Annotated in this window: 25 protein-coding genes and 1 pseudogene; 1 reads left to right on the forward strand and 25 read right to left on the reverse strand. The window is 40.1% G+C overall.

Annotated features, from left to right (window positions below):
• Window positions 1–126: 126 nt before the first annotated feature.
• From ADH90_RS05710 to ADH90_RS05825, 25 genes and pseudogenes are all read right to left on the reverse strand, one after another.
• A complete protein-coding gene (locus ADH90_RS05710; protein WP_049530323.1) occupies window positions 127–816 on the reverse strand; it encodes a CPBP family intramembrane glutamic endopeptidase in 690 nt (229 codons plus the stop codon).
• A gap of 164 nt (window positions 817–980) precedes the next feature.
• On the reverse strand, window positions 981–2,459 hold the full coding sequence (locus tag ADH90_RS05715) for an ABC transporter substrate-binding protein (RefSeq protein WP_049530324.1): 1,479 nt from the start codon (window positions 2,457–2,459) through the stop codon (window positions 981–983).
• Between the two features lie 108 nt (window positions 2,460–2,567).
• Window positions 2,568–3,488 (reverse strand): carbohydrate ABC transporter permease, encoded by a 921-nt coding sequence (locus ADH90_RS05720; RefSeq protein WP_049530326.1) that lies wholly within the window; start codon window positions 3,486–3,488, stop codon window positions 2,568–2,570.
• A gap of 13 nt (window positions 3,489–3,501) precedes the next feature.
• On the reverse strand, window positions 3,502–4,431 hold the full coding sequence (locus tag ADH90_RS05725; RefSeq protein WP_049530327.1) for an ABC transporter permease: 930 nt from the start codon (window positions 4,429–4,431) through the stop codon (window positions 3,502–3,504).
• 203 nt (window positions 4,432–4,634) lie between these two features.
• Entirely contained in the window at window positions 4,635–6,515 is a 1,881-nt protein-coding gene (locus tag ADH90_RS05730; RefSeq protein ID WP_049530329.1) for a beta-N-acetylhexosaminidase, read from the reverse strand.
• On the reverse strand, window positions 6,509–7,378 hold the full coding sequence (locus ADH90_RS05735; protein ID WP_049530330.1) for an ROK family protein: 870 nt from the start codon (window positions 7,376–7,378) through the stop codon (window positions 6,509–6,511). Before ADH90_RS05735 ends, ADH90_RS05730 begins: the two co-directional genes overlap by 7 nt.
• Before the next feature lie 83 nt (window positions 7,379–7,461).
• Window positions 7,462–10,107 carry an alpha-mannosidase gene (locus ADH90_RS05740; protein WP_049530331.1) on the reverse strand — a complete coding sequence of 882 codons (2,646 nt, stop codon included), beginning with the start codon at window positions 10,105–10,107 and terminating at the stop codon, window positions 7,462–7,464.
• A gap of 76 nt (window positions 10,108–10,183) precedes the next feature.
• Window positions 10,184–11,464 carry a glycoside hydrolase family 125 protein gene (locus tag ADH90_RS05745; protein ID WP_049530333.1) on the reverse strand — a complete coding sequence of 427 codons (1,281 nt, stop codon included), beginning with the start codon at window positions 11,462–11,464 and terminating at the stop codon, window positions 10,184–10,186.
• Between the two features lie 362 nt (window positions 11,465–11,826).
• Entirely contained in the window at window positions 11,827–12,201 is a 375-nt protein-coding gene (locus ADH90_RS05750) for an MAG6450 family protein (protein WP_049530335.1), read from the reverse strand.
• 3 nt (window positions 12,202–12,204) lie between these two features.
• Window positions 12,205–12,654 (reverse strand): Panacea domain-containing protein, encoded by a 450-nt coding sequence (locus tag ADH90_RS05755; protein WP_049530336.1) that lies wholly within the window; start codon window positions 12,652–12,654, stop codon window positions 12,205–12,207.
• 411 nt (window positions 12,655–13,065) lie between these two features.
• Entirely contained in the window at window positions 13,066–13,410 is a 345-nt protein-coding gene (locus tag ADH90_RS05765) for a hypothetical protein (RefSeq protein ID WP_049530338.1), read from the reverse strand.
• Window positions 13,400–13,819 carry a DUF1492 domain-containing protein gene (locus ADH90_RS05770; protein WP_049530407.1) on the reverse strand — a complete coding sequence of 140 codons (420 nt, stop codon included), beginning with the start codon at window positions 13,817–13,819 and terminating at the stop codon, window positions 13,400–13,402. Before ADH90_RS05770 ends, ADH90_RS05765 begins: the two co-directional genes overlap by 11 nt.
• Window positions 13,820–14,477: 658 nt before the next feature.
• Window positions 14,478–14,987, reverse strand: a complete 510-nt coding sequence (locus ADH90_RS05775) for a hypothetical protein (RefSeq protein WP_049530409.1) — start codon at window positions 14,985–14,987, stop codon at window positions 14,478–14,480.
• A 103-nt stretch (window positions 14,988–15,090) separates the two neighbouring features.
• Window positions 15,091–15,624 carry a hypothetical protein gene (locus tag ADH90_RS05780; RefSeq protein ID WP_049530339.1) on the reverse strand — a complete coding sequence of 178 codons (534 nt, stop codon included), beginning with the start codon at window positions 15,622–15,624 and terminating at the stop codon, window positions 15,091–15,093.
• 18 nt (window positions 15,625–15,642) lie between these two features.
• Complete coding sequence (locus ADH90_RS11155; protein WP_152904478.1) at window positions 15,643–15,816, reverse strand: sporulation protein Cse60; 174 nt, start codon at window positions 15,814–15,816, stop codon at window positions 15,643–15,645.
• A 391-nt stretch (window positions 15,817–16,207) separates the two neighbouring features.
• A pseudogene (locus ADH90_RS05785) lies at window positions 16,208–17,647 on the reverse strand (DNA primase family protein).
• Window positions 17,648–17,726: 79 nt separating this feature from the next.
• Window positions 17,727–18,587: a primase alpha helix C-terminal domain-containing protein gene (locus ADH90_RS05790; RefSeq protein WP_049530340.1), complete on the reverse strand. Its 861-nt coding sequence runs from the start codon at window positions 18,585–18,587 to the stop codon at window positions 17,727–17,729.
• A gap of 1 nt (window position 18,588) precedes the next feature.
• The gene (locus ADH90_RS11350; RefSeq protein ID WP_162489307.1) at window positions 18,589–18,735 is read right to left on the reverse strand and encodes a hypothetical protein; all 147 of its coding nucleotides are present in this window, start codon (window positions 18,733–18,735) and stop codon (window positions 18,589–18,591) included.
• On the reverse strand, window positions 18,728–19,003 hold the full coding sequence (locus ADH90_RS05795; RefSeq protein ID WP_049530341.1) for a hypothetical protein: 276 nt from the start codon (window positions 19,001–19,003) through the stop codon (window positions 18,728–18,730). Before ADH90_RS05795 ends, ADH90_RS11350 begins: the two co-directional genes overlap by 8 nt.
• Window positions 18,996–19,337, reverse strand: coding sequence for a DNA-binding phage protein (locus tag ADH90_RS05800; protein ID WP_049530342.1), 342 nt, complete (start codon window positions 19,335–19,337; stop codon window positions 18,996–18,998). Before ADH90_RS05800 ends, ADH90_RS05795 begins: the two co-directional genes overlap by 8 nt.
• Complete coding sequence (locus ADH90_RS05805; protein WP_049530343.1) at window positions 19,334–19,549, reverse strand: hypothetical protein; 216 nt, start codon at window positions 19,547–19,549, stop codon at window positions 19,334–19,336. The genes ADH90_RS05800 and ADH90_RS05805 overlap by 4 nt, the downstream gene beginning before the upstream one ends.
• A gap of 1 nt (window position 19,550) precedes the next feature.
• Window positions 19,551–19,751 (reverse strand): hypothetical protein, encoded by a 201-nt coding sequence (locus ADH90_RS05810; RefSeq protein ID WP_049530344.1) that lies wholly within the window; start codon window positions 19,749–19,751, stop codon window positions 19,551–19,553.
• On the reverse strand, window positions 19,748–20,200 hold the full coding sequence (locus ADH90_RS05815) for a hypothetical protein (RefSeq protein ID WP_049530346.1): 453 nt from the start codon (window positions 20,198–20,200) through the stop codon (window positions 19,748–19,750). Before ADH90_RS05815 ends, ADH90_RS05810 begins: the two co-directional genes overlap by 4 nt.
• Window positions 20,201–20,557: 357 nt before the next feature.
• The gene (locus ADH90_RS05820; protein WP_049530348.1) at window positions 20,558–21,184 is read right to left on the reverse strand and encodes a Rha family transcriptional regulator; all 627 of its coding nucleotides are present in this window, start codon (window positions 21,182–21,184) and stop codon (window positions 20,558–20,560) included.
• Between the two features lie 14 nt (window positions 21,185–21,198).
• Window positions 21,199–21,396: a helix-turn-helix domain-containing protein gene (locus ADH90_RS05825; RefSeq protein ID WP_049530349.1), complete on the reverse strand. Its 198-nt coding sequence runs from the start codon at window positions 21,394–21,396 to the stop codon at window positions 21,199–21,201.
• Between the two features lie 161 nt (window positions 21,397–21,557).
• Here ADH90_RS05825 and ADH90_RS05830 point away from each other — a divergent pair, with 161 nt between their 5' ends.
• On the forward strand, window positions 21,558–22,235 hold the full coding sequence (locus ADH90_RS05830; RefSeq protein WP_053092374.1) for a helix-turn-helix domain-containing protein: 678 nt from the start codon (window positions 21,558–21,560) through the stop codon (window positions 22,233–22,235).
• Window positions 22,236–22,274 lie beyond the last annotated feature (39 nt).

The raw sequence follows: 22,274 nt of genomic DNA on the forward strand, positions 1-22,274 counted from the left end.
TGATTCTCTTTTCTAAGATTAAATTATCAGAATTTTTCATTCAACTATACCAGTATACTCCCCCAAGAAAGCGAATGCAATTTATTTGACTGAAAATTGAAAACAAGACCATTTTCAGATTTTGTTTCAACTAAATATTCGGTGAAGAAAGGTTAACAAAAATGGTAAGGTTGCTACAATATTATTAGTAACATGGACTGCATAGCTAGGATAGATACTCTTGGTATAACGAGTTAATCCAGCACAACATACTCCAAATGTCGAAAAAACAAGAATATCTAAGAAATTTGGAAAGCTAGAAAAGTGAGGAAGAGCAAACAAAACCGAAGGGAGAATCAGGTCAAGTCCAAGCTTCGAATCTTTAAAGAAGGCGTGTTGGAACAAACCCCTATAAATCAATTCTTCCATCAGAGGCCCTAGGAAAAATAAAGTCAGGTAGAGACCCAACTCAGCAAAATTTGTCCCACTATAGCCGATTAGTACAGCCCAGCCTTCAGAGGTTGACTGTACATGTCTTGCCGTTTGAAAATTAAAAGATATGTAAAGTACAGTTACGAGAACCGTCAAAACTGTATACCATAGCCATTTTTTCTTTGGAATAACAAAAAGGTAGCCATGTCCTGTCTTGACTAAAATCCATATCATGAGGCCAATAAAGACAAGACTGATAAGATTTCGAATCCAGAAAAAATTGCCAATCTGAGAAGAAAATTGCCAGTAATTTTGAACCACCAGTGTTAGCTGAGAGAGTCCATATACGAAAAATAAGTAAGATAAGATTGCACTGATTTTAAAGAGTAGATGGTATTTTTTCATATGTCTGTGTCCAATGTTATATGTAAGAGCAAATATCTAGATAGAAATACAGATAATTATATGCACTTGCACTAAAAAGAATCACCACCCCGTCTGGAAATATCCAGACAAGGCAGTGATCGCTCTTTTTAGGAATGAATACACGAAATCAATTGTTCTTGCGATTATTTGTTTTTCAAGAATTCGTCGTATTGTTTTTGCATTTCATCCAATACTTTTTGGTAAGCACCTTCAGATTTAAGTTTTTCCATCAATTCTGGAATAGCTTTTTCTGGGTCTACAGTACCAGTGTTGATAGCTGTATCGAATTGTTGCATAGTGTTAGTGATAGCTGAGATTTCAGATTTCACGTTGTCAGTGTTAAAGATGAATCCAAGCGCTGGAGATTCTTTTGCAGTTTCCAAGTCTTTCTTAGATTGTGCAATTTGCTCATCTGTAACGTTTTCGTTGATGTAAAGGATCCAGTTGTTACCAGTATTCCATCCTGACATGTGAGTGTTTCCTTTGTATCCATCAAGGACTTTAACACGGTTTTCTTTACCTGCTACTTTCTCCCAGTTCTTGCCTTCTGGTCCATAAACAAGTCCGTTCAAGAGTTCTGGGTTAGTGTTCAAGAGGTTCAACACTTCCATTGCTTTTTCTTTGTTCTTAGAGTTGTTTGAGATTACAAAGTTAGCAACTTGAGTTGTTTGGTTTTTCTTGATGAAGTTAGTAAATGGTTTGATTTGGATGTCTCTGTTAGCAACACGAGAAAGCAAGCTGCTACCGTAGTCAGCTGGTCCTACTGTCTCTTCACGAACAAACCAAGTATCTTGAGTAAGGTCATATGAAGTATCGCTAGTTGCTACGTCTTTTGGAATGTATCCTGCCTCATAGAATTTGTGAAGAGTCTTCAAGTGTTCTACGAAACGAGGAACTTCGTAACGGTTAACGATCTTAGTAGTATCGCCTTCAAGGTCGATGACGAATGGAAGTCCGTTTGCAACTGGGTAGTCAAAGTTTTCTGATGGGATAAAGTTTTTACCAACAGCAAATGGCATTACATCTGGAGCTTTTTCTTTGATTTGTTTCAATACTGGTTCAAGTGTTTCGTATGAAGTTACACCTGAGATATCGATTCCATATTTTTCAAGAAGTGGGCCGTTGAAGGCGAAGTTTTGTGAAGACGCAACGTTAGCCGCAACTGGAACTGAATAGATTTTACCGTTTACAGTGTTACCTTTGATGTAAGCTGGGTCAAGAGCTTTGTAAAGGTCAGCTCCTTCTTTCTTGTACAATTCTGTCAAGTCAGCATAAGCACCTTTTTGAGCGTTTACGACGTAGTTGTCTGCAAAGGCGATATCATAGTTTTCACCTGATGAAGTGATAACTGACATTTTCTTACCGTAGTCACCCCAACCAAGGTATTGGATATCCAATTTAGCACCAACTTTTTCTTCGATGATTTTGTTTGCATTTTCTAGCAATTCATCCAAGTTATCTGGTTTGTCACCGATTTGGTACATTTTGATAACAGGTTTGTCACCTGATGCTGAGTCAGCAGCTTTTTGGCTGTTTCCTTTAAGGTTTCCACAAGCAGCAAGGCTAGCAGCTAAAGCGACAAGGCTAGCAGATGCAAAAGCATATTTTTTCCAGTTTTTCATTATAAAAACTCCTTTTTTATTTTTAAAGTTATTAACAAGTTGAAATTGTTGATTTTTCTTAGCTAGAAAAATCAAGGATAGGGGAGAAACATAGTTTCTCAGATTTCCTTACTCTTTAACACCACCGATAGTCAAACCTTTTACAAAGTAGCGTTGGAAGAATGGGTAGAGGATCGCAATCGGAACAGTCGCAACTACGACCATAGCCATACGACCTGTTTCTTTTGGTAGGGCAACCGCAAGTTGTCCTGACATACCAACTGACTTGGCAATGTAATCCATGTTGTTTTGAATTTGCATAAGCAAATATTGCAATGGATACAAGTTATCACTCTTGATGTAAAGAAGGGCGTTAAACCAGTCATTCCAGAATCCAAGCGCTGTCAATAGTGTAATCGTTGCGATACCTGGTAGTGAGAGCGGCAAGCAGATTTGGAAGAAGATACGAGCTTCACTAGCTCCATCGATACGAGCTGATTCGAGGATTGCTTCTGGGATGGTCTTCTTGAAGAAGGAGCGCATCAACATGATGTTGAATGGTGATAGAAGCATCGGAACGATCAAGGCCCAAATGGTATCACCAAGGTGAAGCAATTGTGTCACCACGATATAGCCTGGTACCAAACCAGCATTGAACAACATACTAAGAAGAGCGAAGATTGTAAAGAATTTACGATACTTAAATGTTGAACGTGAGATGGCATAAGCGTAAGTTGTAGTGATGAAGACGTTTGTCAATGTACCGACAACTGTCACAAACACTGAGATAAAGAGTGCTTGTAAAATCTTATCTTTGAACTGAGCCAAAAACTCAAAACCATCTAATCCAAACTGTGATGGGAAGAAGCTATATCCATATTGAACGATACTCTTCTCATCTGTAACTGAGATAATGATGACAAAGATGAAAGGCAAGATACAAGAGAAGGCCAGCAAACCAGATATGATACTAAAGAAGATATCTGCTTTCTTGCTGAAGGAGTGTATGCCAACATTATCAATTTTTGCTTTTTGAACTTTTTTTGCCATATGCTCCTCCTTTCTAGAATAGGGCTGAGTTAGGATCAACACGTCTTGCAAGTAAGTTTGATAGAATAACCAGAATCAAACCGACGACTGACTGATAGAGACCGGCTGCTGATGCCATACCGATATCTGCTGTCTGAGTCAAACCGTTAAAGACGTAGACGTCCAATACGTTTGTTACGCTATAGAGCTGACCAGCATTGTGAGGGATTTGGTAGAAGAGACCGAAGTCTGCACGGAAGATGTTTCCGACTGCAAGGATGGTCAATACTGTCACAAGTGGTGTTAACTGAGGGATGGTTACGTTGCGGATACGTTGCCATTTGCTAGCACCGTCCACTGTCGCTGCTTCGTAGTAGGTTGGATCAATACCCATGATTGTTGCATAGTACATCACACTACTGTATCCAAAACCTTTCCAAATTCCTAGGAAGAGGAGAAGATAAGGCCAGATACTGATGTCAGCGTAGAAGTTAATTCCCTTCATGCCAAGAGCTTCTAAGGTGTGGTTAATAAGCCCTTTATCGATATTTAGGAAAGCATCTGTAAAGAAACTGATGATAACCCAAGATAGGAAGTAAGGGAATAACATAGATGTTTGGTAGATTTTAACCATTTGCTTAGAGCGAAGTTCACTAAGGATAATAGCGATACCAACTGACACGATCAAACCGATAAAGATAAATCCAAGGTTGTAAAGGACAGTGTTTCGAGTGATGACAAAGGCATCTTTAGAACTAAACAAGAATTTAAAGTTATCTAGTCCGACCCATTTACTATTTATAATACTGTGAACGAATCCTTCACCAGTCATATGGTAGTCTTTGAAGGCAACCACATTTCCAAATACTGGGATGTAGAAGAATAAAATCAACCATAATGTCCCTGGTAAAACCATTAAGAGAAAAATCCAATTATCTCTCAAAGTTTTTGAAAACTTGTTCATAATTTCCTCCCTTTTTATTTTTCTAAAACTTGATAATCTCACAATTTTTAGATTTGATAACGTTTACAAAAATAGTATACTCTTATTTTAAGGATAGTTTAAACTACTAATTATAGAAAAAACTCCACAAATTATTTTATGTGGAGAACTTTTTTATATAAGAATAGGTTTCACGAGAAACTTTCTTCCTGAATAGAGTTTTTCTAGGTTGTATAAATAGTTGAAGCTGTCGCAATGGTATGCCACTGGTTAGCTGTTGTTGCCGCAAAGTCCTTGTCTGCGTAGAAGTCAGTAAATGGAAGAATCTCTACTTCTAGTTCGTCAATACGAGAGATTTCGCCTGCTAGGTAGTTTGCAATGCGACTTTCTGCTCGCTTGATCCGCTGCAAGAGTCCACCCATGCGGATATCTACTGTATCCAAACCAAAGACCTTGTTTTCTTTCAACCATTGGTGGCTAAAGAGCTTGTGGAAGTTTTCAATCTCACTTCTGAGTTTTGGCAGTTCTTCTCTAGCGATTTGTTGCAAGCTGTCTTTATCATCCTCTTGATAAGCCTCACGAATGCGTCGTCCCACATCCACTTTGCTACTTAAAATAGCATTCAACTGAGCCTGAGTTTCGAAAAGATAAGCGTAGGTACCTGCTTTTTCTTTGATAGCAACAAGAGTCACAGCTGCCTGGGCAAAGTGAGGCTTGTCCTGTTCAGGAGTCATGTGCTTATCAAGAATTGGGCAAAGAATATCCTGGTAAAAGACATATCGGTTGGGGTTAATCCCACTCAGATTTCCTGGTAGGTCTGGTAAAAGATTGGCCAAATCAAGCTGCATAAAGTCCTCAACGGATAGACCTGTATTGGTTTTGAAGTGAGCTGACAAATGCTCTAAATCATTTCGGTAGCTGAGTTCTGCCCAAATTTGCAAACTTGGTAAGATAGAGAACTGGGCTGTTTCGCCACCATTGTCTCCCCATCCAGTCACGATGACTTCTTTGATCTGATTAGCACGGCAGGCTTTGTTTGCTTCGATAGCGATGAGACGACTGAAATGGTTGTGTGGTGTGAAACCAATCCACTTCCAAGCACCACCTGCAAAGGCAATATCCTGGCTAATCTTGTGGTGATTACCGAAGTTACGGTTGTATTTTTCTTCGCTATCCTGATAATAATCCCAGTAAACCAAGGTCACACGGTCTTTGAGACGGTCAAGATAAACGCGCGTTTCCTCTGGAATTTCCACATCACGGTCATACTGGCCATCTGCTGACATGAGTTTGAAGAACATATCGCTCCACATCTGGCAGTGGAAACCATACTTGTCTGCAATATCCAGCACGCGCTCCAAGTGTTGGCACATGAGGAGACTACGATCAACCACACCGTTCAGGATAAGATAACGTCCCAAACCAACCAAGTGAGCTTCGTCCATTCCGATATTGACCTTGCGTGTTTGTAGCCTAGACAAAGTCGCAAACATGCCGTCAATTAAGTCGTAAACTTTTTCTTCGCCGATGAGGAGAATGTCCTCTACATCACGAAGTTGCTGGACTTCTTTGACACCCCATTTGACAAAGGCTGATAAGTGGGCTAAGGTCTGGATACATGGTACAAAGGTCATGTCAAACTGCTGGGCGTAAGCTTCGATTTCCTGTAATTCTTCAGCTGAATAAGCCCCGCGGAAATAGCCAAAATAAGGTTGCCCCTCAATCTGATAGGTGTCTTCCATGTAGAGCTCAAAGGTTGAATAACCCATCAGAGCCAGGACTTCAATCATCTGCTTGGCAGATGCAACATTTAGAACTGCATTTCGCGAACAGTCAGCCATGTAGGCTAAATCTTCATAAGCCGCTTGTTCTTCAATCTCTACCTTATCACCTTCTTCTAAAGCTGTTGCGAGAACCGATAAGGCGCGGTAAAGCTGATGAGGTTTACGATAAGTCAATTGATAGTTTCCGCCCTCACCCTTGATAGAGAGAGAGGCTTGATCAGACTGAGCGACTGCCACTTCTACATCTGGCAGAGAAATGTGATTTTGAAGTAAGTCTATAGCTTGCTGTTGTTTACTGCTAATTCCGGTAAAATTTACCATTGGTTTTCCTCCTGTAACCAGTTGACAAGGGCACCGTAGAGATTGGCATCTGCCTGATAAGTGCAAGCTTGGATGACTGGCGCAATTGTATACTCTTCATAAGTTTCGACAAAAGCGTCTACTGCTTTTTGCACCCCTTTGATAAAATCAGGGTTCTGACTGATAGAGCCACCTAGGCTAATGACATCTGGGTCGATTAGATACTGGATATTGAGTAATCCTTGAGCTAGATTACGATTCATACGCTCAATGGCTTCTTGGCAAAAGGCGTTTCCTGCTGCAGCCTCTTGGTAAACCTTACGGCCATCCCAGTCGGTTTGACCAGATTTTTCGATGACATAGCGAACCATGTTTCCTGTAGAAGCTAGTTGTGACCAGTTATTGAGTTTTTCTGCTGGTTCGATAGTTGTCATGTAGCCAAATTCTCCACCCAAGCCATGGCGACCACGGTGAATTTTGCCATTGATAATCATGGCCCCGCCAATCCCTGTGCCAATGACAACACAGGCTGCATTTTCAATCTCAGGATGAGCTAGCAGTTCACTAAGTCCAACACAGTTGGCATCATTTTCTAGATGGACAGGTAGCTGGTGATGAGCAAGGGCCTCATACCAAGAAAAACCATGAATGTAAGGAATAGCACTAATTCCCTCGATCACTCCTGTTTCTTGATTGACCGCTCCTGGAACACTCATGGCAATCCCACGATAGTCCTGTTCTGACAAGCGTTGGTCCAACCAAGCCAATAAATCTTCTAGAGTTTCTGGAGTTGGGGTGCTGGTCTTATCTAAAATCTTTCCATCAGGAGTTAGACTAGCAAACTTAATGCCAGTCCCTCCGATATCAATCGTTGCAATGGTCATTGCTTTCACCTGCAAAAGGAGCGAATCAGCAGTTGGTTCTTACTTTTTCGCTCCTCCTTTCTGTTTATGTTTACTTTTTGAAATTAAATTTCTTCTTTTTGAATCAATTCTGTACGAATTTCTTGTGGTGCCAATAGTCCTGAATGGACTGGGTATGGGCGTTCCAACAAGTCAAGAATAGTTTGTTGTTTTTCAGACACACGGATATTTTCTTGACTCATGTTGTAGTAACGAAGGACATAACCTTCTTCATTTTCAGCCACCTTAAAGGCTGTTGGGCAGACTTGTGGCAAGTTCATTGCCGGATGGTTAAAGAGGCTACCCGTTGCTGCAACGCTACCCTCTTGTTTTGCAACTTGAAGAGCTGTAAATGGCACCTGGAAGGCTTTGGCACGACGGAAAGCTGAGAAGCGTTCCCCTGCTTGGTGACATTCTACTGCAAATTCAACTTCGATAGCTCGCAAGCACTGAGCTTCCGGTGTTGGGAAATAGCCCCAGTCACCGAGTTCGCCTGAAGCACGAAGAAGGGTTACAGCCATGGTGTCATCTCCAAGAATTTCATACTCGTGCAATCCTTTATTGGATACGGTCACTCCTTTAACATCATCATACAAGCTGACAAAAGCTTGTTGGTGTTGTGGGTTTTCAGGATTTTCCCAAGAAGCTGCTGGTTTATTTGGTCTTGTCACAACTTCATAGATGCTTTCAGAAGCATTGCTTGGACGAGTGTTATGAGTTTTCACCAAGAGACGGATGCGGTGATCCTTGGCTGTGTTGGTAAAGCGAGTCTTGAAGCGAATCTGTGGATTGTCCACAAAGACGGTCATCTCAGTTTCAAGAGGAATGGTTGTCAACTCTTCTGAACGACCTGCATCTCGTTTCATGAACTCGATGATACCTCTTTGTTCTGCATCCAATTTTTCATCTGCACTAACTGGAATAGTCAAGTCATGTTTGAGCAAGATTTTGGCATAGCGAGCATTGTTTTCTAGGACATCGTATCCCTTCAATTGAGCATAGATTGGCTCAGTTCCTTTCGGCTGGAAGTAAATGTACTCGTTACCAATATCTCCACGGTCCTCGAATTGGATGAAATCTTCGTAAGCTTCGTTTGTAGTCTTGTCGTAGAGTGTAATTCCTTCATCTACACTGACAGTTACGAATGGTGTATCAATGACTCCATTTTGGTAAATACCATCACGGTGATCTACTTGACCTTCGACCAATTGGAAGCTTGCCCAAGAAAGTGGAGAAAGGTGGACTGGGATTGTCACGCGCACTTGACGAGCAATATAGGGTTGACGGAATTTATCTTTAGGCAGAGTATAGCCAAAACTTGCTCCCAAGTCTTCAATCTTGGCTTCAATGACATGACCATCCAAATCTTGAACATGGTAGGTTGGTAAGGTCACGGCTTCCATCTTCTTGTAACCTTCAGTCGGATGCAATTCTTTAAAATCACAAGTCACAACATCCACTACAACACTAACTGTATCAACCTTGTCATGTAAAGCTGTGTTGACAACGGTAAAGAGGTGGTCGCTTTGCGCATTTTGAGTAGCTAATTTACCCTTCCATTCGTTAAGAAGATTACTCTTAACAAAATTCCCGACTTGATTAACCTTGGCAAAACGAACTTCCATTTCACGGTGAACTTCGTCAATACTACAACCACAGATACTATCGTGTGGTGCATTTTGCAAAAGCACTTTCCAAGCATAGGTCAATTGATCCTTATGGTTATGACCACCAGTGAGAATAGTCAATGGTTCCACAACCTGCTCTAACAAGTTGCTATTTTCTTGGAAGGATTGTTTGAGGTAAATACGTGAAGAAGAGGTGTTGGCAAGAGTGTACCAACCATCTGTTTCCTGGCTGGTCAACTCACCTGTGACCGTTGATAGGTGTTCAGGAAGTGCACTTTCCACTGCTTGGACATATTCGTCAAAGGAGCTATGAATAAAGGTCACGTCTGGGAAGAGTTCGTTTGCCACACGAATCGCTTCGCTAATATTTCTCTGTACAGGCTGGTGGTCACAGCCGTTCATCATCAACCATTGGTTAGTCGATGCATAGTCACGAACGTCTGCTAATTTTTGCTTCCAGAAAGTCAAGGCTTCGTCTTTATCCACTGGAATTTCATTCCCGTTACTGTACCAGTTAGCAAAAAGAATGCCGAGTACACGGCTACCATCAGCCCCTTGCCAGTACATCTCAGAAAATTGAGAGGTAAACTGCTCATCTTCGAGGACTTGGTTGTCAAATCCGATTGGCTTGACACCGCGACCAAAGGCTGCGACGTGAATACCTGATTTTTGAAGGATTTGAGGAGCCTGCCCCATATTTCCAAAGGTGTCTGGGAAGTAACCAATTTGAGTAGATTTGCCCCATTTGGCACATTCCGCTTGTCCAATCAAAGTATTGCGGACGTTAGCTTCACTGGAAATCAAGTAATCATCCTGCAAGATATAGAAAGGCCCAATCTTCAATTTGCCTTCGTCGATATAACGCTGCACCTTGTCACGGTTTTCAGGGCGAATTTCTAAATAGTCATCGAGGACAATGGTTTGTCCATCCAAGTGGAAGCTCTTGAACTCAGGATCATTTTCAAAAAGATCAAACAGATTGTCAAAAAGTTCCACCAATTGCATACGGTGACTTTCAAAAGGTAGATACCACTCACGATCCCAGTGACTGTGAGAGATGATATGTACAACAACATTTTCCATGAGTAAAACCTCATTCTAACTTAAATTTAAAAATATATTTGTGATTCTTTGCAAGAACCTATTGAGCTAAGGATCATTAGCGAATATCTAGGTAATCCAAGACCAATTCACAGAACATCATGTTGGCCCATGAGAACCATTCGCGAGAGTAGAGCGTTGGATCATCTACATGGAAGCTTTCGTGCATGACACCTGTGCCACCATCGCAGGCAACGAGCTGATCGAGCAAGAATTTCTTCTCCGCCTTATCTCTTGTTGTCAAGCCCTGGATAGAAAGGGCGATTGGCCAAATATAGCGATAGAAGGTATGAGAACTTCCGAGACTGCTAGCGTATTCTCCTTGGTAGAAATATGGATTTTCAGAGCTCAGAATGGTACGACGAGTTGCTTGGTAAACCTCATCGTTGACATCGCAGTAGCCCAGATAAGGCGCCGCCAGTAGACTTGGGACGTTTGGATCATCCATGATGCTAGCATTTCCTAGACCATCCACTTCAAAGGCGTAAATCTTTTCGCCCTTGCTGTTGGTGGTGTAGGCGTAATTTTCAATGCCTTCTTGTATTTCAGACTGGAGACGCTTAGCGTCTGCGATAATACTCTCGCTATCATCTAGGGCCAATGCTGCAAAGATTTCTTGCACATAACCCAAGACAACGACTGCAAACATATTGGATGGAATCAAGTAGCTGTACTGACAGCAGTCATCACTTGGACGGAAGGCTGACCAGGTCATTCCTGTAACGGCAAAGTCAGGTCCAAAACCATCATTAACCAAAGTGTCTTCCTTACGATCGGTATCACGAACAAAGCGATATGGTGAGTTCTTGTGGTCTTGTTCCACCTTCCAAAGATGAAGGATCTCCTTGGTCGCCGTAACAAAAGTTTCATCAAACTGGCTAGTCTCACCAGTTTCCTTCCAAAGAAGGTAAGCCAATTGCAAGGGATAGCAAAGCGAATCCACTTCATACTTACGTTCCCAAATCCAGCCATTGAGGTCTGTATGGTCTGTCTCGTGGTGCCCCTCCCAGTTCTCCTCAATATTGAAAGAGTTGGCATAGGGATCCTTGAGAATCAAAGTCATCTGTCGTTTAACCAAACCAGCAATGGTCTGGCGCAAACGAGGGTCTCTTTTTGCCACATGAAGGTATGGTCTAAGCTGAGCAGTTGAATCACGAAGCCACATAGCTGGGATATCCCCAGTTAGTACAAAGGTCGAGCCGTCTTCTAAAATTTCAACTGTATTGTCTAAAGTGTCTGTATAGCAACGCTCAAAGACATCCACCCATTCAGGATGTTCCTTGGCTCTCTCCGCTACCTCATCTAGCCACTCTCTGACGATTTCTTTAGAATAAACCATAAACTATTTTGCCTCTTTCAAACAAATTTTCATTTTCAGTATATAGCTTTTAGCCCAGAAAATATATACACAAATGTTAGTCATTATTCTACAAAATCAAAAATTGCTTATTTTATGTTTCTTTATAGTTCCCTAACCCTTATATAACGCGCTTTTTAATAAAAATTACTAACATTACTATTTACTACTTGCTCCCCCAAAGTACGCAAAAAGGGGAGCAAAAAAGCCCCACAAAAGGGCTAGGATTTGATGAGTTCAGCAGGCAAGAAACTAGCACGGTCAAACGTGCTTTTTTATTAGGAAATCAAGGTATACGTTTACTAAAAGCAAACAAACGTATATATGTTTAGTAAATTTCTCCATTACTCAGCATTTGTTTTATGTTTGGGATCTATACGGGTTATATTAAAATAGTTTTCACTATTGTAATATCCAAACACTCTAAATGAATTACAATCTTTCCCGTAATGTACAACATCTTTGTTATTGATGGTTTGTGTTACCCCACCTTTTGTTCTCAAATACAGTTTATCTACTTGAGTTATCGTTAATTTCTTTCCAATAGTTATATCAATGAAGTTGTGTAAGGCTTTAATATCTGCAGCTTTTAAGTCTTTAAATGCGAAATTGTTATCTAATTGCTCACTAATTGAGAATTTAAAAGGAACATCTCGTAAAGCTGTTAATGAAGCGCCCTTACTCGAAGAAGCACTATTTTTGTTTGTTAGTTTCTTCAAGAATTAGTCTCCAATATAAATTGAAAGATAGTACTCTTTCATGTCTTCGGCATTAATCAGTTCATGACTAGGTTCTGTTTCCCCTAAACCTTTACGAGCATTTATCCAAGGAAGTTCACTATGTGTCAATGCTTCTAATTCGTTTGCAGATTTTGACCCGTATGTAATCCATACAGATTCCAATAAATCTAATGTCTTATTATCAAACAAATCTGAATTATCTTCTGTTTGTTCAATATCATTCCATCCAAATTCTTTATATCTGCTATACAATTCTGGAGAGACAGGACCATGTACCCACGCCTCAAATTTTGTATCAGATATAAGAGAGTCATTAAACAATGCGTAACTCCATGCTTCAAAATAATAAGAAAGTTTTTGTAACTTTTTAGGAGTCATTGCTTCTTTTGATAGAAACCAATCAGAAATATTAAAAATGCTATATTTTTTCATCTCTTTTCTACTCCTTTCTAAAAAAATTATAACAGCTCACTATACTTATGTCAATCTATTTCGCTTTAAAATTAAGTTAAAACATATTTTTTTAAAGCCAAATTTCAAGTTCAAGTTAGTCATCAAGCAGTCTTCTCTGGGAGACTTGTAGTTTATCCGTGGTGTTTTAGTTGTCCAGTACGAAACAAAGCAAAATAGGGGGCGAATATGAAGCCTCAGCCTACATTTGCCAACATTTACGCTTCTAACTCTCCGTTCTGGTGGAACATGTAGGAACTTTTCAGACCCAGAGAGCATTTTTTAGTTTTTCGATGACGGGGGGACGTGTAAGAACTTGTTAGTACCTGACAACATTTTATGAGCTGTTCAACGACTGGCGATATGTGTCCATAAATGTCCATACCTGCTAACTTAATTCTCAACATTTCTCAACAAAACACCACCACGATAGCTTTTAGCAAAGTCTAGCAGTATCTCAGCTTTTAGACGTTCATACTCAGCCTTATCAATGCCCAGTGTCTCGTATAACCGCCCTAGCTTCAACCTCTCCCCAGTCCGTCTTGTAAATAGATTGGCGAATATCTCACGTCGTACATCGTCTAGATTGTCCCTGAAGGCTTCAATCACACCCATCAACTCCTCAGCTTTGGCTCTAAATGCTCCATCTTGGCCGTCTAGACTCAATTTTACCAGTGAGTGATAGCTTTTTAGAAATCTGTATACCTGTTTGACTGTCTCTTTTTTATCAATCTGCATTTGCCATACCTGCTAAGTGTTCTATAGCTTCCTGCCTTACTCGATATACCAAAGTTTTAGATTTTCCTATTTCTTCAGCGACTTCCAAAGCTACAAGATCATTCAAGTAAAAAAGTCTTAGAACAGAACGCTCAAGTGGATTGTCCAGCTTATCGATTAGCCCCGATATTGCCATTCTCTCCTCAGTAAGGCGCTCAATTCTCTGGAGTGTATCCTCTTTTAGCTTCAGAACACTTATAAGATTGTTCTCTGTCTTGTTCTCTCTGCTCGTTTGTACCTTGCTATGGCTTAGTGTTGGCTTTTTGATAATACCACTCTCCAGGGCTTCCAATTCCAAATATAAGCCTTTGATCTCCTTGTTTATCCACTTAACGCCCTCTAGTTTTTCTTTTACCTGCTCTGGTGTCATGCCTTGGCCTCCTGTATGGTATAATTTCATTGTGTTAATTATAGCTGAGGTGGTAAGCCTTGGCTTTTTTGCATTTTCAACGACTGGCGGAATATGTTCATAATTGTTCATGTTTGAAAGCATGTTGTAAGTGTAAATAAGGCAAGTTATTTGTTCCTTCTCTGCTTGATAAATGATAGGGGATATACCCCACTTTCTCAGGCTTCGCTCGAGCTTCAAGCTATGTAATCTTCTCTGTTCGTTCTCTGTTCAAGAGCTATTTTCTCGGCGTTCGCTCGGAGTTCAACACACATAACCCTGCCATTTGTCAGGCATATTTACTGCCACTACCTAAGCAAAATCTCACCATTGGAAGACTTCGATACCTTACCGTTCTTTGTCTCTAAAAGTATCTATATCTTAGGAAATCTTAGTGTTTTATCTCTAGAACAAAGCCCTGTACCTTGCTATTATTAAATGCAAAACCTAATTTAAACCTTACCAAAACCTAAGTATTTCCTGTTTCCTTTTCCTAAACGAATAACTTTTTTTCAAATCACGCGCACCCTTTCGGAACGCTCGAATCCGTCAAAAGTCTTGATATAGCTGACTTATTTCAGAGTTTTAGTCGTCTAATATGTAGTATTTGTTTGTTTTGTAAATTGCACCCTACTAAAAATTACCTTAGAGATCCCAAACCATTCAGCCAAAAGCTATCCCCTTTTCTGGTGTAGTTAACAAACTTTTGATAATGCTTATAATACTTGTCACGTTTCATATACTTTGGTCTTTCAGGAAAACCATCAAACATATATCCGCCACGTTTGGGACTCCAACCTGGTTCCACCTTTCTAGCTTCCCTCAGTGCTCTCTCCCAATAGTATTGGCAATCTGTCTTACTTCGGTTCAGGGTTGATTTGTGTATTTTCTGGCATGATCCACAACCATATAGCAAAAGTCTCATATAGAGTTTTCTGCATCGTTTACCACAAATAGGACAGAGAAAAAAGTAGCGATTTCCTCCCTTAGTTCCTGGTATTCTTGCTAAATCAAAACGATCACGTTCAAAGGTGATATACAGATTATCTAGGTCTATTTCTAGTTTTCTACCGTCCAACTCAGCTATACCGTGACTGATATTCTTGTTTTTCATTGGCTTTATAAATGTCTCTATGGTTATTGATTTTATAGTTTTCATCCGCTCCAAAATCTCCATATACAGAAAAACCCAAATCTATTGGGATAAGTAGCAATTAAACCACAAAAAGAGGCTGGTGCCTCTCTTGATAGTTCTAGCTTTCTGCCTCTGCCACATAATCAGCAAGGCCTTTATATTCGCCTTCTACGTCCAACTTTTGGAGTAGGCTAATACTTTCATCGCCCAGCATTTCCAACGTACCAAAAGCAGTCATAGAGTCCATAGGGATAGGCTTATCAGAAAGCAAGCGATCAGCATAGTCTAATAGTTCTAGCTCGTAGTCTGTAACCTTATTGAGCAAACTCTCAAAATCCTCTGACTCTTTGAGTTGAATCACGCGCTCCCGTTTGTAACATTCTTCCAACGCTGCAGCCTCTCCTGGTTGTTTGTCGTAGTCTTTAAAGCTGTCACAAATACGCTTGAAAGTCTTGTTTAGCTTGTGATCTTCTACATACTCAGCGACAAGCGTGCCTTTATCCTTGTAGGTCAATGAGATTACAGGCTGGCAATATGTTCCAGTCATATATCCCAGTAGCGCGTGACCTGCTACTTGAGCGGTGTCTTGGTCTTTAAATTCGTAAGTGAAAGTAAATGTTTTTGCTTTATCAGAAAATGTTTTTAATGTCATGTTGTTTCTCCTGTTCTGTTATTTGTATAGAACCATCACACTGGTTAGTGTATCCATATCCTCACTATTCCCCACTGTTGCCTCTGTATATTTCACGTCAATAACTTCAACGCCTGCCATAAAACCATTTACCTGGCTTTCCAAATCCCAAAGGGCTTTCTTGTATTTCTGATGAAATAGTTTAATTTTCATGTTGTTTTTCCTCTTTCTGTTTTTAAGGGTGTCACTAGTAGTTACACCATTGCAAGGGGGTCGGTACTATCTACCCCATTTTGTTACCTTCTTTAGTGATTTTGTTACCTTCTAGGTAACATAGTTCAGCCTTACTCCCCCAAGGGTTTAGATCCTTTTGTTACCATGTTACCTTCTTTTGAAGTCATAGCCCTTATATATAAAAATACTATTTTTTCCCTATATAGAGAGTTAAAAACAAGGTAACAAGGTAACATTTTCCCAAAAAAGTCAGTAGTATCAAGGGTTTAACAACGTTACCTTCTTTCTAAACAAGGTAACAAGAAGGTAACATTTTTGGGCAAAAACCTAGATATACCAAGGGTTTAGGGCATAAAAAGAAGGTAACATTTTAGTCTTTAACGACAGCGTGATTAGTTTTGGATAGTTTGGTTCTTTCAAACTCTAGCGGATCTAGTTTGTCATAATCTTCAACTTTGACCCTCGCTCTTTTAAGTTTGTAATGATTGGGTGTTAACTGTTGTAAGTGTCTTATCGTTTCTTTTCCTGCCCCGTAAACATTGGGCTTGGGTATTCCCATATCTTCAGCATAATGTTTCAGCGACCTAGTTAGTATAAAAACAGGTACTACGTCCAGCTCATGCCAACCTTTTTCCATGTATTCATGCTTAACCCATGAAAGTAAGTAGTCATTATCCTCCTGGTATTCTTCTAGGAGTCCTTTAACTGCTTTAGGTTCGATAAAGTGAGTAAATGGCTCTTGATTGATAGCTTTGTAGAGGGCATATTCTAATACTTCATCATTGGCCAAAAATTCATTTTTTATCCAAGGTTTTTCCTTCTCCCCGTTAAAGTCAGCATTAAAAGGGACGATCATAATTCTACGATACCAGCCTTTTGTCTTGTTGCCACCATTGGGGATATAGTTGCCTGAAAAGATATTGAATAGCTTAAAAGTAGCTTCAAAAGCTGGCCGACCTTTTGGATTGACTAGCACGGTGTCCCCACTAGTGATACTCATTAGATCCGACGGATTTTTTAAGTATTCGTTAGGTGCTTCATCCCCAATATTACAGACTTTACCTACCAAGGTTTCTAAGTTATGTTTTTCAGCAAACTGTGCAGGTTTTAAGGCTGATATATTGCTTTCCCCTATCAGGTTGATAAGGAAGCGCTGAAATGTCCCTTTACCATTGTTACCGTCCCCGTAGAAGATAGCAAACTTATTTCGGGTATGGTTAGGGTTAATAGCTTCAAGGATAATCTGCCAAAACAGTGTTACCAGTTCACTATCATTACAAGCGATTGAGTTTAGCCAATCATCAAAAGTTTTGCCCTCTCTATCTGTTGGGACTCGTTTAGGCGCGTGGTAGGCCGTGCTTATCTTACTTGTAATTACATACTTAGGACTAAAGGGGAGTAGTTCCTTAGTTTCTAAGTTGATAATGCCGTTCTATACGGGAATAAGGTTAGCACTTTCTAAAGGTTTTCGTATCTTGGCCAATGTTCTAACCATTAACTTAATCTGTGGCCACTCTCTGGGTTTAATTCTAACGTCAAAGGTCTTACACAAAAGATTGAATAGATCATTACTAGCGGTATAGATACCCTCGTCTAAATCATAGATATAGAGCAGGCTATAATCAGGTATATTGCTCTTGCTGATAAAAGTAAATGTGACAATCTCGCTCAGTATTTTAGCTACTGTGAATGTCTGTGGCATGGCCACCTTTTCGGTAACGTCCCCTGTGGTCTCATTTACCTTAGTTTCGGTATGTTCTGCCCGCCATTCTTCTCCAGCTTTAAAGATACGATTTTCAAGCTCCTTCATCGTTCTAGGAGGTTGTTCTTGCTCTCTGACCTCCAAGATTTCACTTTCTAGGTTTCCTAATTCTTCTAGTTCTATGGTTCTAACCTCTCTTTCTATATTCAGCCCGTGCTATACTGCTAAAAGTGCGGTCTAGCTCCTCAATAGGCAATGGTTCAACTGTCACGCTATTGGCTATCTTTGTAAGTTCATAGGCGGTCTCTAGGTCACAATCAACCCACTTATTAAAGAGTAAACCTACAAAGCGTGTCAGCGCTACGTTTCTCCCTCCCTCGTCTCCAAAGCCATTAAAAAGCGTGTCAATAATCCTCATAGTCATTGACCTCTGGCCACTTGCTCTAGGCTTGTAACGCTCCGTAGTTTCTTGCTTCGCTCTTGGTTCAACCTTGGGAACTGGATAATCTAGGCCATGCTCTACAATCTTTTGATAGTCTGCTGGGTTGCCTGTTGTTACTGGTAGCCCTTGGAGTTGTGACCATGTAAGGCTGGCCATGTCAAAGGGTAGCCCAATCTTATCAGCAATCTCTTTCACTACCTGCTTATAGGTTGCCTCATTCATCATGTTGTCAGGCTTCACTACAAGGCGAAAACGGGGCTTTTCTAAGCTATGTTTGATAGTCGGGTATAAGATATAGGAGTAGCCAAATAAAGCGCTAGAAACGGCCTTTATAAAGCCCTCAGTCGTCCCCTGTATATCGTCATAATCAAGGAAAATCAAATCCCGATAGATTAGACTGGAGTTGTTTCGCTTGTAACTGCCATGCTTTTCTGGCGTCACTTTGCCACTTATACAGTAAGGCGCTTGTGTACGTTTAAATTCTTCAATGTTTGCCCCTTCAGGGACTACCAAAGGTTTAAAGCGTTCAATGTACTGGAACGGCTCAATCTTATCAAATGGATAGACAAGATTACTCTGAAAGCCTTTGGCCTCATAAATTGTCATACTATCGCCCCTTTTTGCGTTTCTTTTTTAACTTCTTCAGTTGTTTTCGTTCTTTGATTTGCTTCAACTTGGGGCGTTTGTCCTTGGTTTTATCTTCCTGGGCTAACTTCATCCCCTCATAAGCTGGCTCTGTCATGTATCTACCCATTTTCTACCCCCAGAAACTTCAGCAAGTCAGAAACTCTATAATAGATCTTCCTAGTATCTTCTAGTGGGGGCTGGTATCGCCTTAGCCCAGCTTCTTCCCACTTCTGGAGTGTCTTGTACTTTATATCTAACTCGTCCATGGCCTCCTGAGCTGAGATTAACCCTGTCACTCGCGGTTTGATTCTATCACGAACTTCAAGGTATTTTTCCACTACTTCCAGAATGCCATGAGTCAGGTCATGCTCACTTTCCTTGCTTAAACTAAACATATTCTTCCGCCCCCTTCAGTAGTTGCTTGTAGCTCTCTAAATCGGCATTCAAAAGGACAGTTAGGCGCTTCTGCTCCTCTTGTACTTGGTTATAGAATGCCTTTGCTCCATCCAGTAGCTCCTCTTTGTTAGCTGGGATAAAGTAGCCTCTGAAAGCTCCGTGACGTACCCCGATGATAGGAACACCGTAGCGCGTGATCAGACGGTTGATAATGTCCTGTACTGTTCTTTCTGCTAGCTTAGTGAGTAAGCTGATTTCTGCCCCCGTTATGGAGTTCTCAGCACCTACCTTGATTAGTCTTAATACTCGCTTGTCATTCTCTGTCAGACTCATTCAATCCCTCCCCATACATTGACCCCTACAAGCTGGATATAACGCCCATAATCAGGGTTTAAATCCTCGCTAGGTGTTTCTATCGTCTGTTTGCTTTCTCGCTCAATTTGGGCGCTTTTTTGGCGGTCTCGGTGGTTTAGATAGAGTAATACACCAATCAGTACCAGGCTAACAAAAACCGCCTGTGTGTTGCTTAAATCTAATTCATTCATGCTATGCCCTCGCTTGATAGTTCTTGATATAGTCCACTTGGTTTCTATGCTCCATCTTCAGGAAGTCGTCCACCTCTTCGGTGCTTACTTTTCGATCTACAAAATCAGCAATAAACTGGAAGAGATTAGGGTGTCTCTCCTTGATTTCAGCCATTTGTTTATCAAATTCTGCTTGTGTCATGTTGTCTAGGTCTAGTGTCATTGCATTGCCTCCTCAAACTTCTCTATAAGACAACTTTTATTTGCTTTCTGAGTTCCATTTTTAGAGTTAAAAAGAAGATCTTTTAAGGTTATAGTAGCCTCTAAATACTCCTTTTCAGCATGTTCTATATATGCCTGTTGCTCTGCTTCATTGTCAAAAAAGTGCTTAGCTTGGCGTTTAAAGAATGCTTGTCGCATAGCATCCATTTCAAAAATACCAGGGGCGAAAAAGATTCCCGTAGTGCTTTTAGAGACCGCTTCGATTTTATGGCTGTCATTCAATTCAGGAAGTTCAATCCAAAGTAAACGGGATAAATCTTCTTTGATAGTTTTTGTCTGATTTGCCAATAACGAAAGTCTACTAAGCCCATTTTTTTCGCCAATTTCTCGCATTTCTGCGCTAATTCTGTCTATATGTCTAGTTAAATTATCGTATGTTGTTTCTTCCATTTTTTTACCTCTGTTTCTATGTTTGTGTAATCGCCTTGATGGCTTTTTAATGCCTTTTACTATCCAGGATATCCTCACACTCAAGATTGCCGTCGGAGAGTGTGGGGCTTTTTAATGGTTGTTTCTTATAATGCTAATCCTCACGCTCAGACTCGCCAATATTTGAAAACGTGAGAAAGTACCAGTTTAAAGAGTTAGCGCTCTCCGTATGGTCAAATTGCCCTAAATATGCTATAATCTAGGTATAAATCTTTACTAAAACCTCTTTAATAATAGCTTGCCTGCGTTGTTAAATTCGTTTTAGTGTTAGTGTAAAAGGCTTTGCTGATTGGTCTCGGTAAGCCTTTTTTGTTGCAATCACGCGCTTTCTAGTCGTGTTTTTTTATTTCTGAATGCCATGGCTTTGATTTCCTGATAACTCATATTCAAGCCAATCATGGCTATTACCATGTCTTCAAAAGCCTGGTATTGCTCCAGCTCGTCACTGGTCAAGCTATCGATGCCATTATAGCCCCCTCGTTCTTCCCTTAACTGCTTAGCGTTCCTGTCAGTTACTGCTTTCAGTAGCAAGTTGTTCATGGTACTGTGTGCATGCTTGGGTGCATTCCTCCAAGTCTCTATACTGTCATGCAGTGTTTTTCTTTTTGGCTTTTCTAGCGCTCTCTGCATACGAAACTTAGAAAGCTCCTCACGCATTTCAAAGAATGCTTTGACTAGGTTCTTCTTAAACTCTTTTACGGGTTCTGTATTTCGTAAGTAAGTGATCAGCAATGTTGCCTGTTGCTCGTTCAAAATATAATCCCGTACATTTTGCCCACTCTCTGAAGGTGAAATTTTAAATTGCACCTTTCCGAAGCTTTCAAAGTCCTCTCGGTGCTTATTCAGCAAAATCTTCAAATGTCTGTGCTTAATTTCAGCGCACTCTGCCACAATACTGCTCAGCGTATACGGCTCTTTCTTGCCGTCCATATAGACTAGTTCCATTGGTTTGCTCCTTTCTATTCTTCTGGTGTCAGTAGTTCATCTAAGGTTACGCCCAGATATTTCGCAACTTTTAGCAAGGTTTCTGTTTCAGGGTTTTTGGTACGTTCATAGTACAAAGCTGTCAAAGTGGTTTTAGAAACACCCGTAGCTTCGTAAACGTCTGAAACTTTCTTGCGTTGCTTTGCTAAAAGAATTCTAAAGTTATTTTTCAAAACTAAATACTCCTTTATTGATTATTGTTATATTTTAGCGTGCTTGCTAACAATCAACATGATACACTATCCGAAAACATTTGTCAATAGTCTGTTATATTTTTTTATACATTGTGTTTTTTTGAGCTTTGAGTTATAATTTAGACACGGAGGAAATTATAATGATAAAAACAAATTTTGCAGTTCTCATGGCTGAAAGAGGCTTGAAAATAGCAGATGTTTATGAAGATACTGGCATTTCCAAAACTACCCTAATGGCTTTAGCTGAAAACACTGGTAAAGGGGTTCAATTTGAAACAGTCGATAAACTATGTAATTACCTTGGGATTGAATTAAAAGATTTCTTTGTATATGTTCCGTATATTTGGGAAATGTATTTTAAAGCAAACGACGAAGAAAAGAACTCTGATTACGTAGTAATAAAACTGAAAACCAAAAATACTGAAAAAGATTATTTTCTAAACCTTTGGTATCGTCATCCAAAAAACTATGATTTCCCACTTGATGACGATAGCTTCAAACTTTGGCTCTTAGTTTACGTAGAACAGAGTGATGCGTATGATGAAGAAGATTTTTATAGTTTCCTTTCCAATCTACCCGTATCAATGAAAACTGCGTTCTACTCTCAGTTATTGGAGGTAATAAAAAATAATGTACTTCGAGTCAATAATAAAATAAAAGTTTTTTGCGACTTCTTAGATCGCACCGGAGAACTTGAAGATATGTTAGAAAATACCGTCTTGGAAAAAGGAGATAAAATCTATCTGTCATTCTTTGGCGAAGGAGTAAGGCGAGGTATGGAAAAAGAATTAGAGAACACCAAAACTTTAACTATATAAACCAACAAAACTAAATTTTGTATATGATTTTATTTAATA

It is taken from the genome of Streptococcus pseudopneumoniae, assembly GCF_001073085.1.
GTDB lineage: Bacteria > Bacillota > Bacilli > Lactobacillales > Streptococcaceae > Streptococcus > Streptococcus pseudopneumoniae_M.

Bases quoted from the DNA above. Each gene is read 5' to 3' on its own strand.
- ADH90_RS05710 (WP_049530323.1), bottom strand. From the start codon at position 816: ATGAAAAAATACCATCTACTCTTTAAAATCAGTGCAATCTTATCTTAC.
- ADH90_RS05715 (WP_049530324.1), bottom strand. From the start codon at position 2,459: ATGAAAAACTGGAAAAAATATGCTTTTGCATCTGCTAGCCTTGTCGCT.
- ADH90_RS05720 (WP_049530326.1), bottom strand. From the start codon at position 3,488: ATGGCAAAAAAAGTTCAAAAAGCAAAAATTGATAATGTTGGCATACAC.
- ADH90_RS05725 (WP_049530327.1), bottom strand. From the start codon at position 4,431: ATGAACAAGTTTTCAAAAACTTTGAGAGATAATTGGATTTTTCTCTTA.
- ADH90_RS05730 (WP_049530329.1), bottom strand. From the start codon at position 6,515: ATGGTAAATTTTACCGGAATTAGCAGTAAACAACAGCAAGCTATAGAC.
- ADH90_RS05735 (WP_049530330.1), bottom strand. From the start codon at position 7,378: ATGACCATTGCAACGATTGATATCGGAGGGACTGGCATTAAGTTTGCT.
- ADH90_RS05740 (WP_049530331.1), bottom strand. From the start codon at position 10,107: ATGGAAAATGTTGTTGTACATATCATCTCTCACAGTCACTGGGATCGT.
- ADH90_RS05745 (WP_049530333.1), bottom strand. From the start codon at position 11,464: ATGGTTTATTCTAAAGAAATCGTCAGAGAGTGGCTAGATGAGGTAGCG.
- ADH90_RS05755 (WP_049530336.1), bottom strand. From the start codon at position 12,654: ATGAAAAAATATAGCATTTTTAATATTTCTGATTGGTTTCTATCAAAA.
- ADH90_RS05765 (WP_049530338.1), bottom strand. From the start codon at position 13,410: ATGCAGATTGATAAAAAAGAGACAGTCAAACAGGTATACAGATTTCTA.
- ADH90_RS05770 (WP_049530407.1), bottom strand. From the start codon at position 13,819: ATGACACCAGAGCAGGTAAAAGAAAAACTAGAGGGCGTTAAGTGGATA.
- ADH90_RS05780 (WP_049530339.1), bottom strand. From the start codon at position 15,624: ATGACATTAAAAACATTTTCTGATAAAGCAAAAACATTTACTTTCACT.
- ADH90_RS11155 (WP_152904478.1), bottom strand. From the start codon at position 15,816: ATGAAAATTAAACTATTTCATCAGAAATACAAGAAAGCCCTTTGGGAT.
- ADH90_RS05790 (WP_049530340.1), bottom strand. From the start codon at position 18,587: ATGACAATTTATGAGGCCAAAGGCTTTCAGAGTAATCTTGTCTATCCA.
- ADH90_RS11350 (WP_162489307.1), bottom strand. From the start codon at position 18,735: ATGGGTAGATACATGACAGAGCCAGCTTATGAGGGGATGAAGTTAGCC.
- ADH90_RS05795 (WP_049530341.1), bottom strand. From the start codon at position 19,003: ATGTTTAGTTTAAGCAAGGAAAGTGAGCATGACCTGACTCATGGCATT.
- ADH90_RS05800 (WP_049530342.1), bottom strand. From the start codon at position 19,337: ATGAGTCTGACAGAGAATGACAAGCGAGTATTAAGACTAATCAAGGTA.
- ADH90_RS05805 (WP_049530343.1), bottom strand. From the start codon at position 19,549: ATGAATGAATTAGATTTAAGCAACACACAGGCGGTTTTTGTTAGCCTG.
- ADH90_RS05810 (WP_049530344.1), bottom strand. From the start codon at position 19,751: ATGACACTAGACCTAGACAACATGACACAAGCAGAATTTGATAAACAA.
- ADH90_RS05815 (WP_049530346.1), bottom strand. From the start codon at position 20,200: ATGGAAGAAACAACATACGATAATTTAACTAGACATATAGACAGAATT.
- ADH90_RS05820 (WP_049530348.1), bottom strand. From the start codon at position 21,184: ATGGAACTAGTCTATATGGACGGCAAGAAAGAGCCGTATACGCTGAGC.
- ADH90_RS05830 (WP_053092374.1), top strand. From the start codon at position 21,558: ATGATAAAAACAAATTTTGCAGTTCTCATGGCTGAAAGAGGCTTGAAA.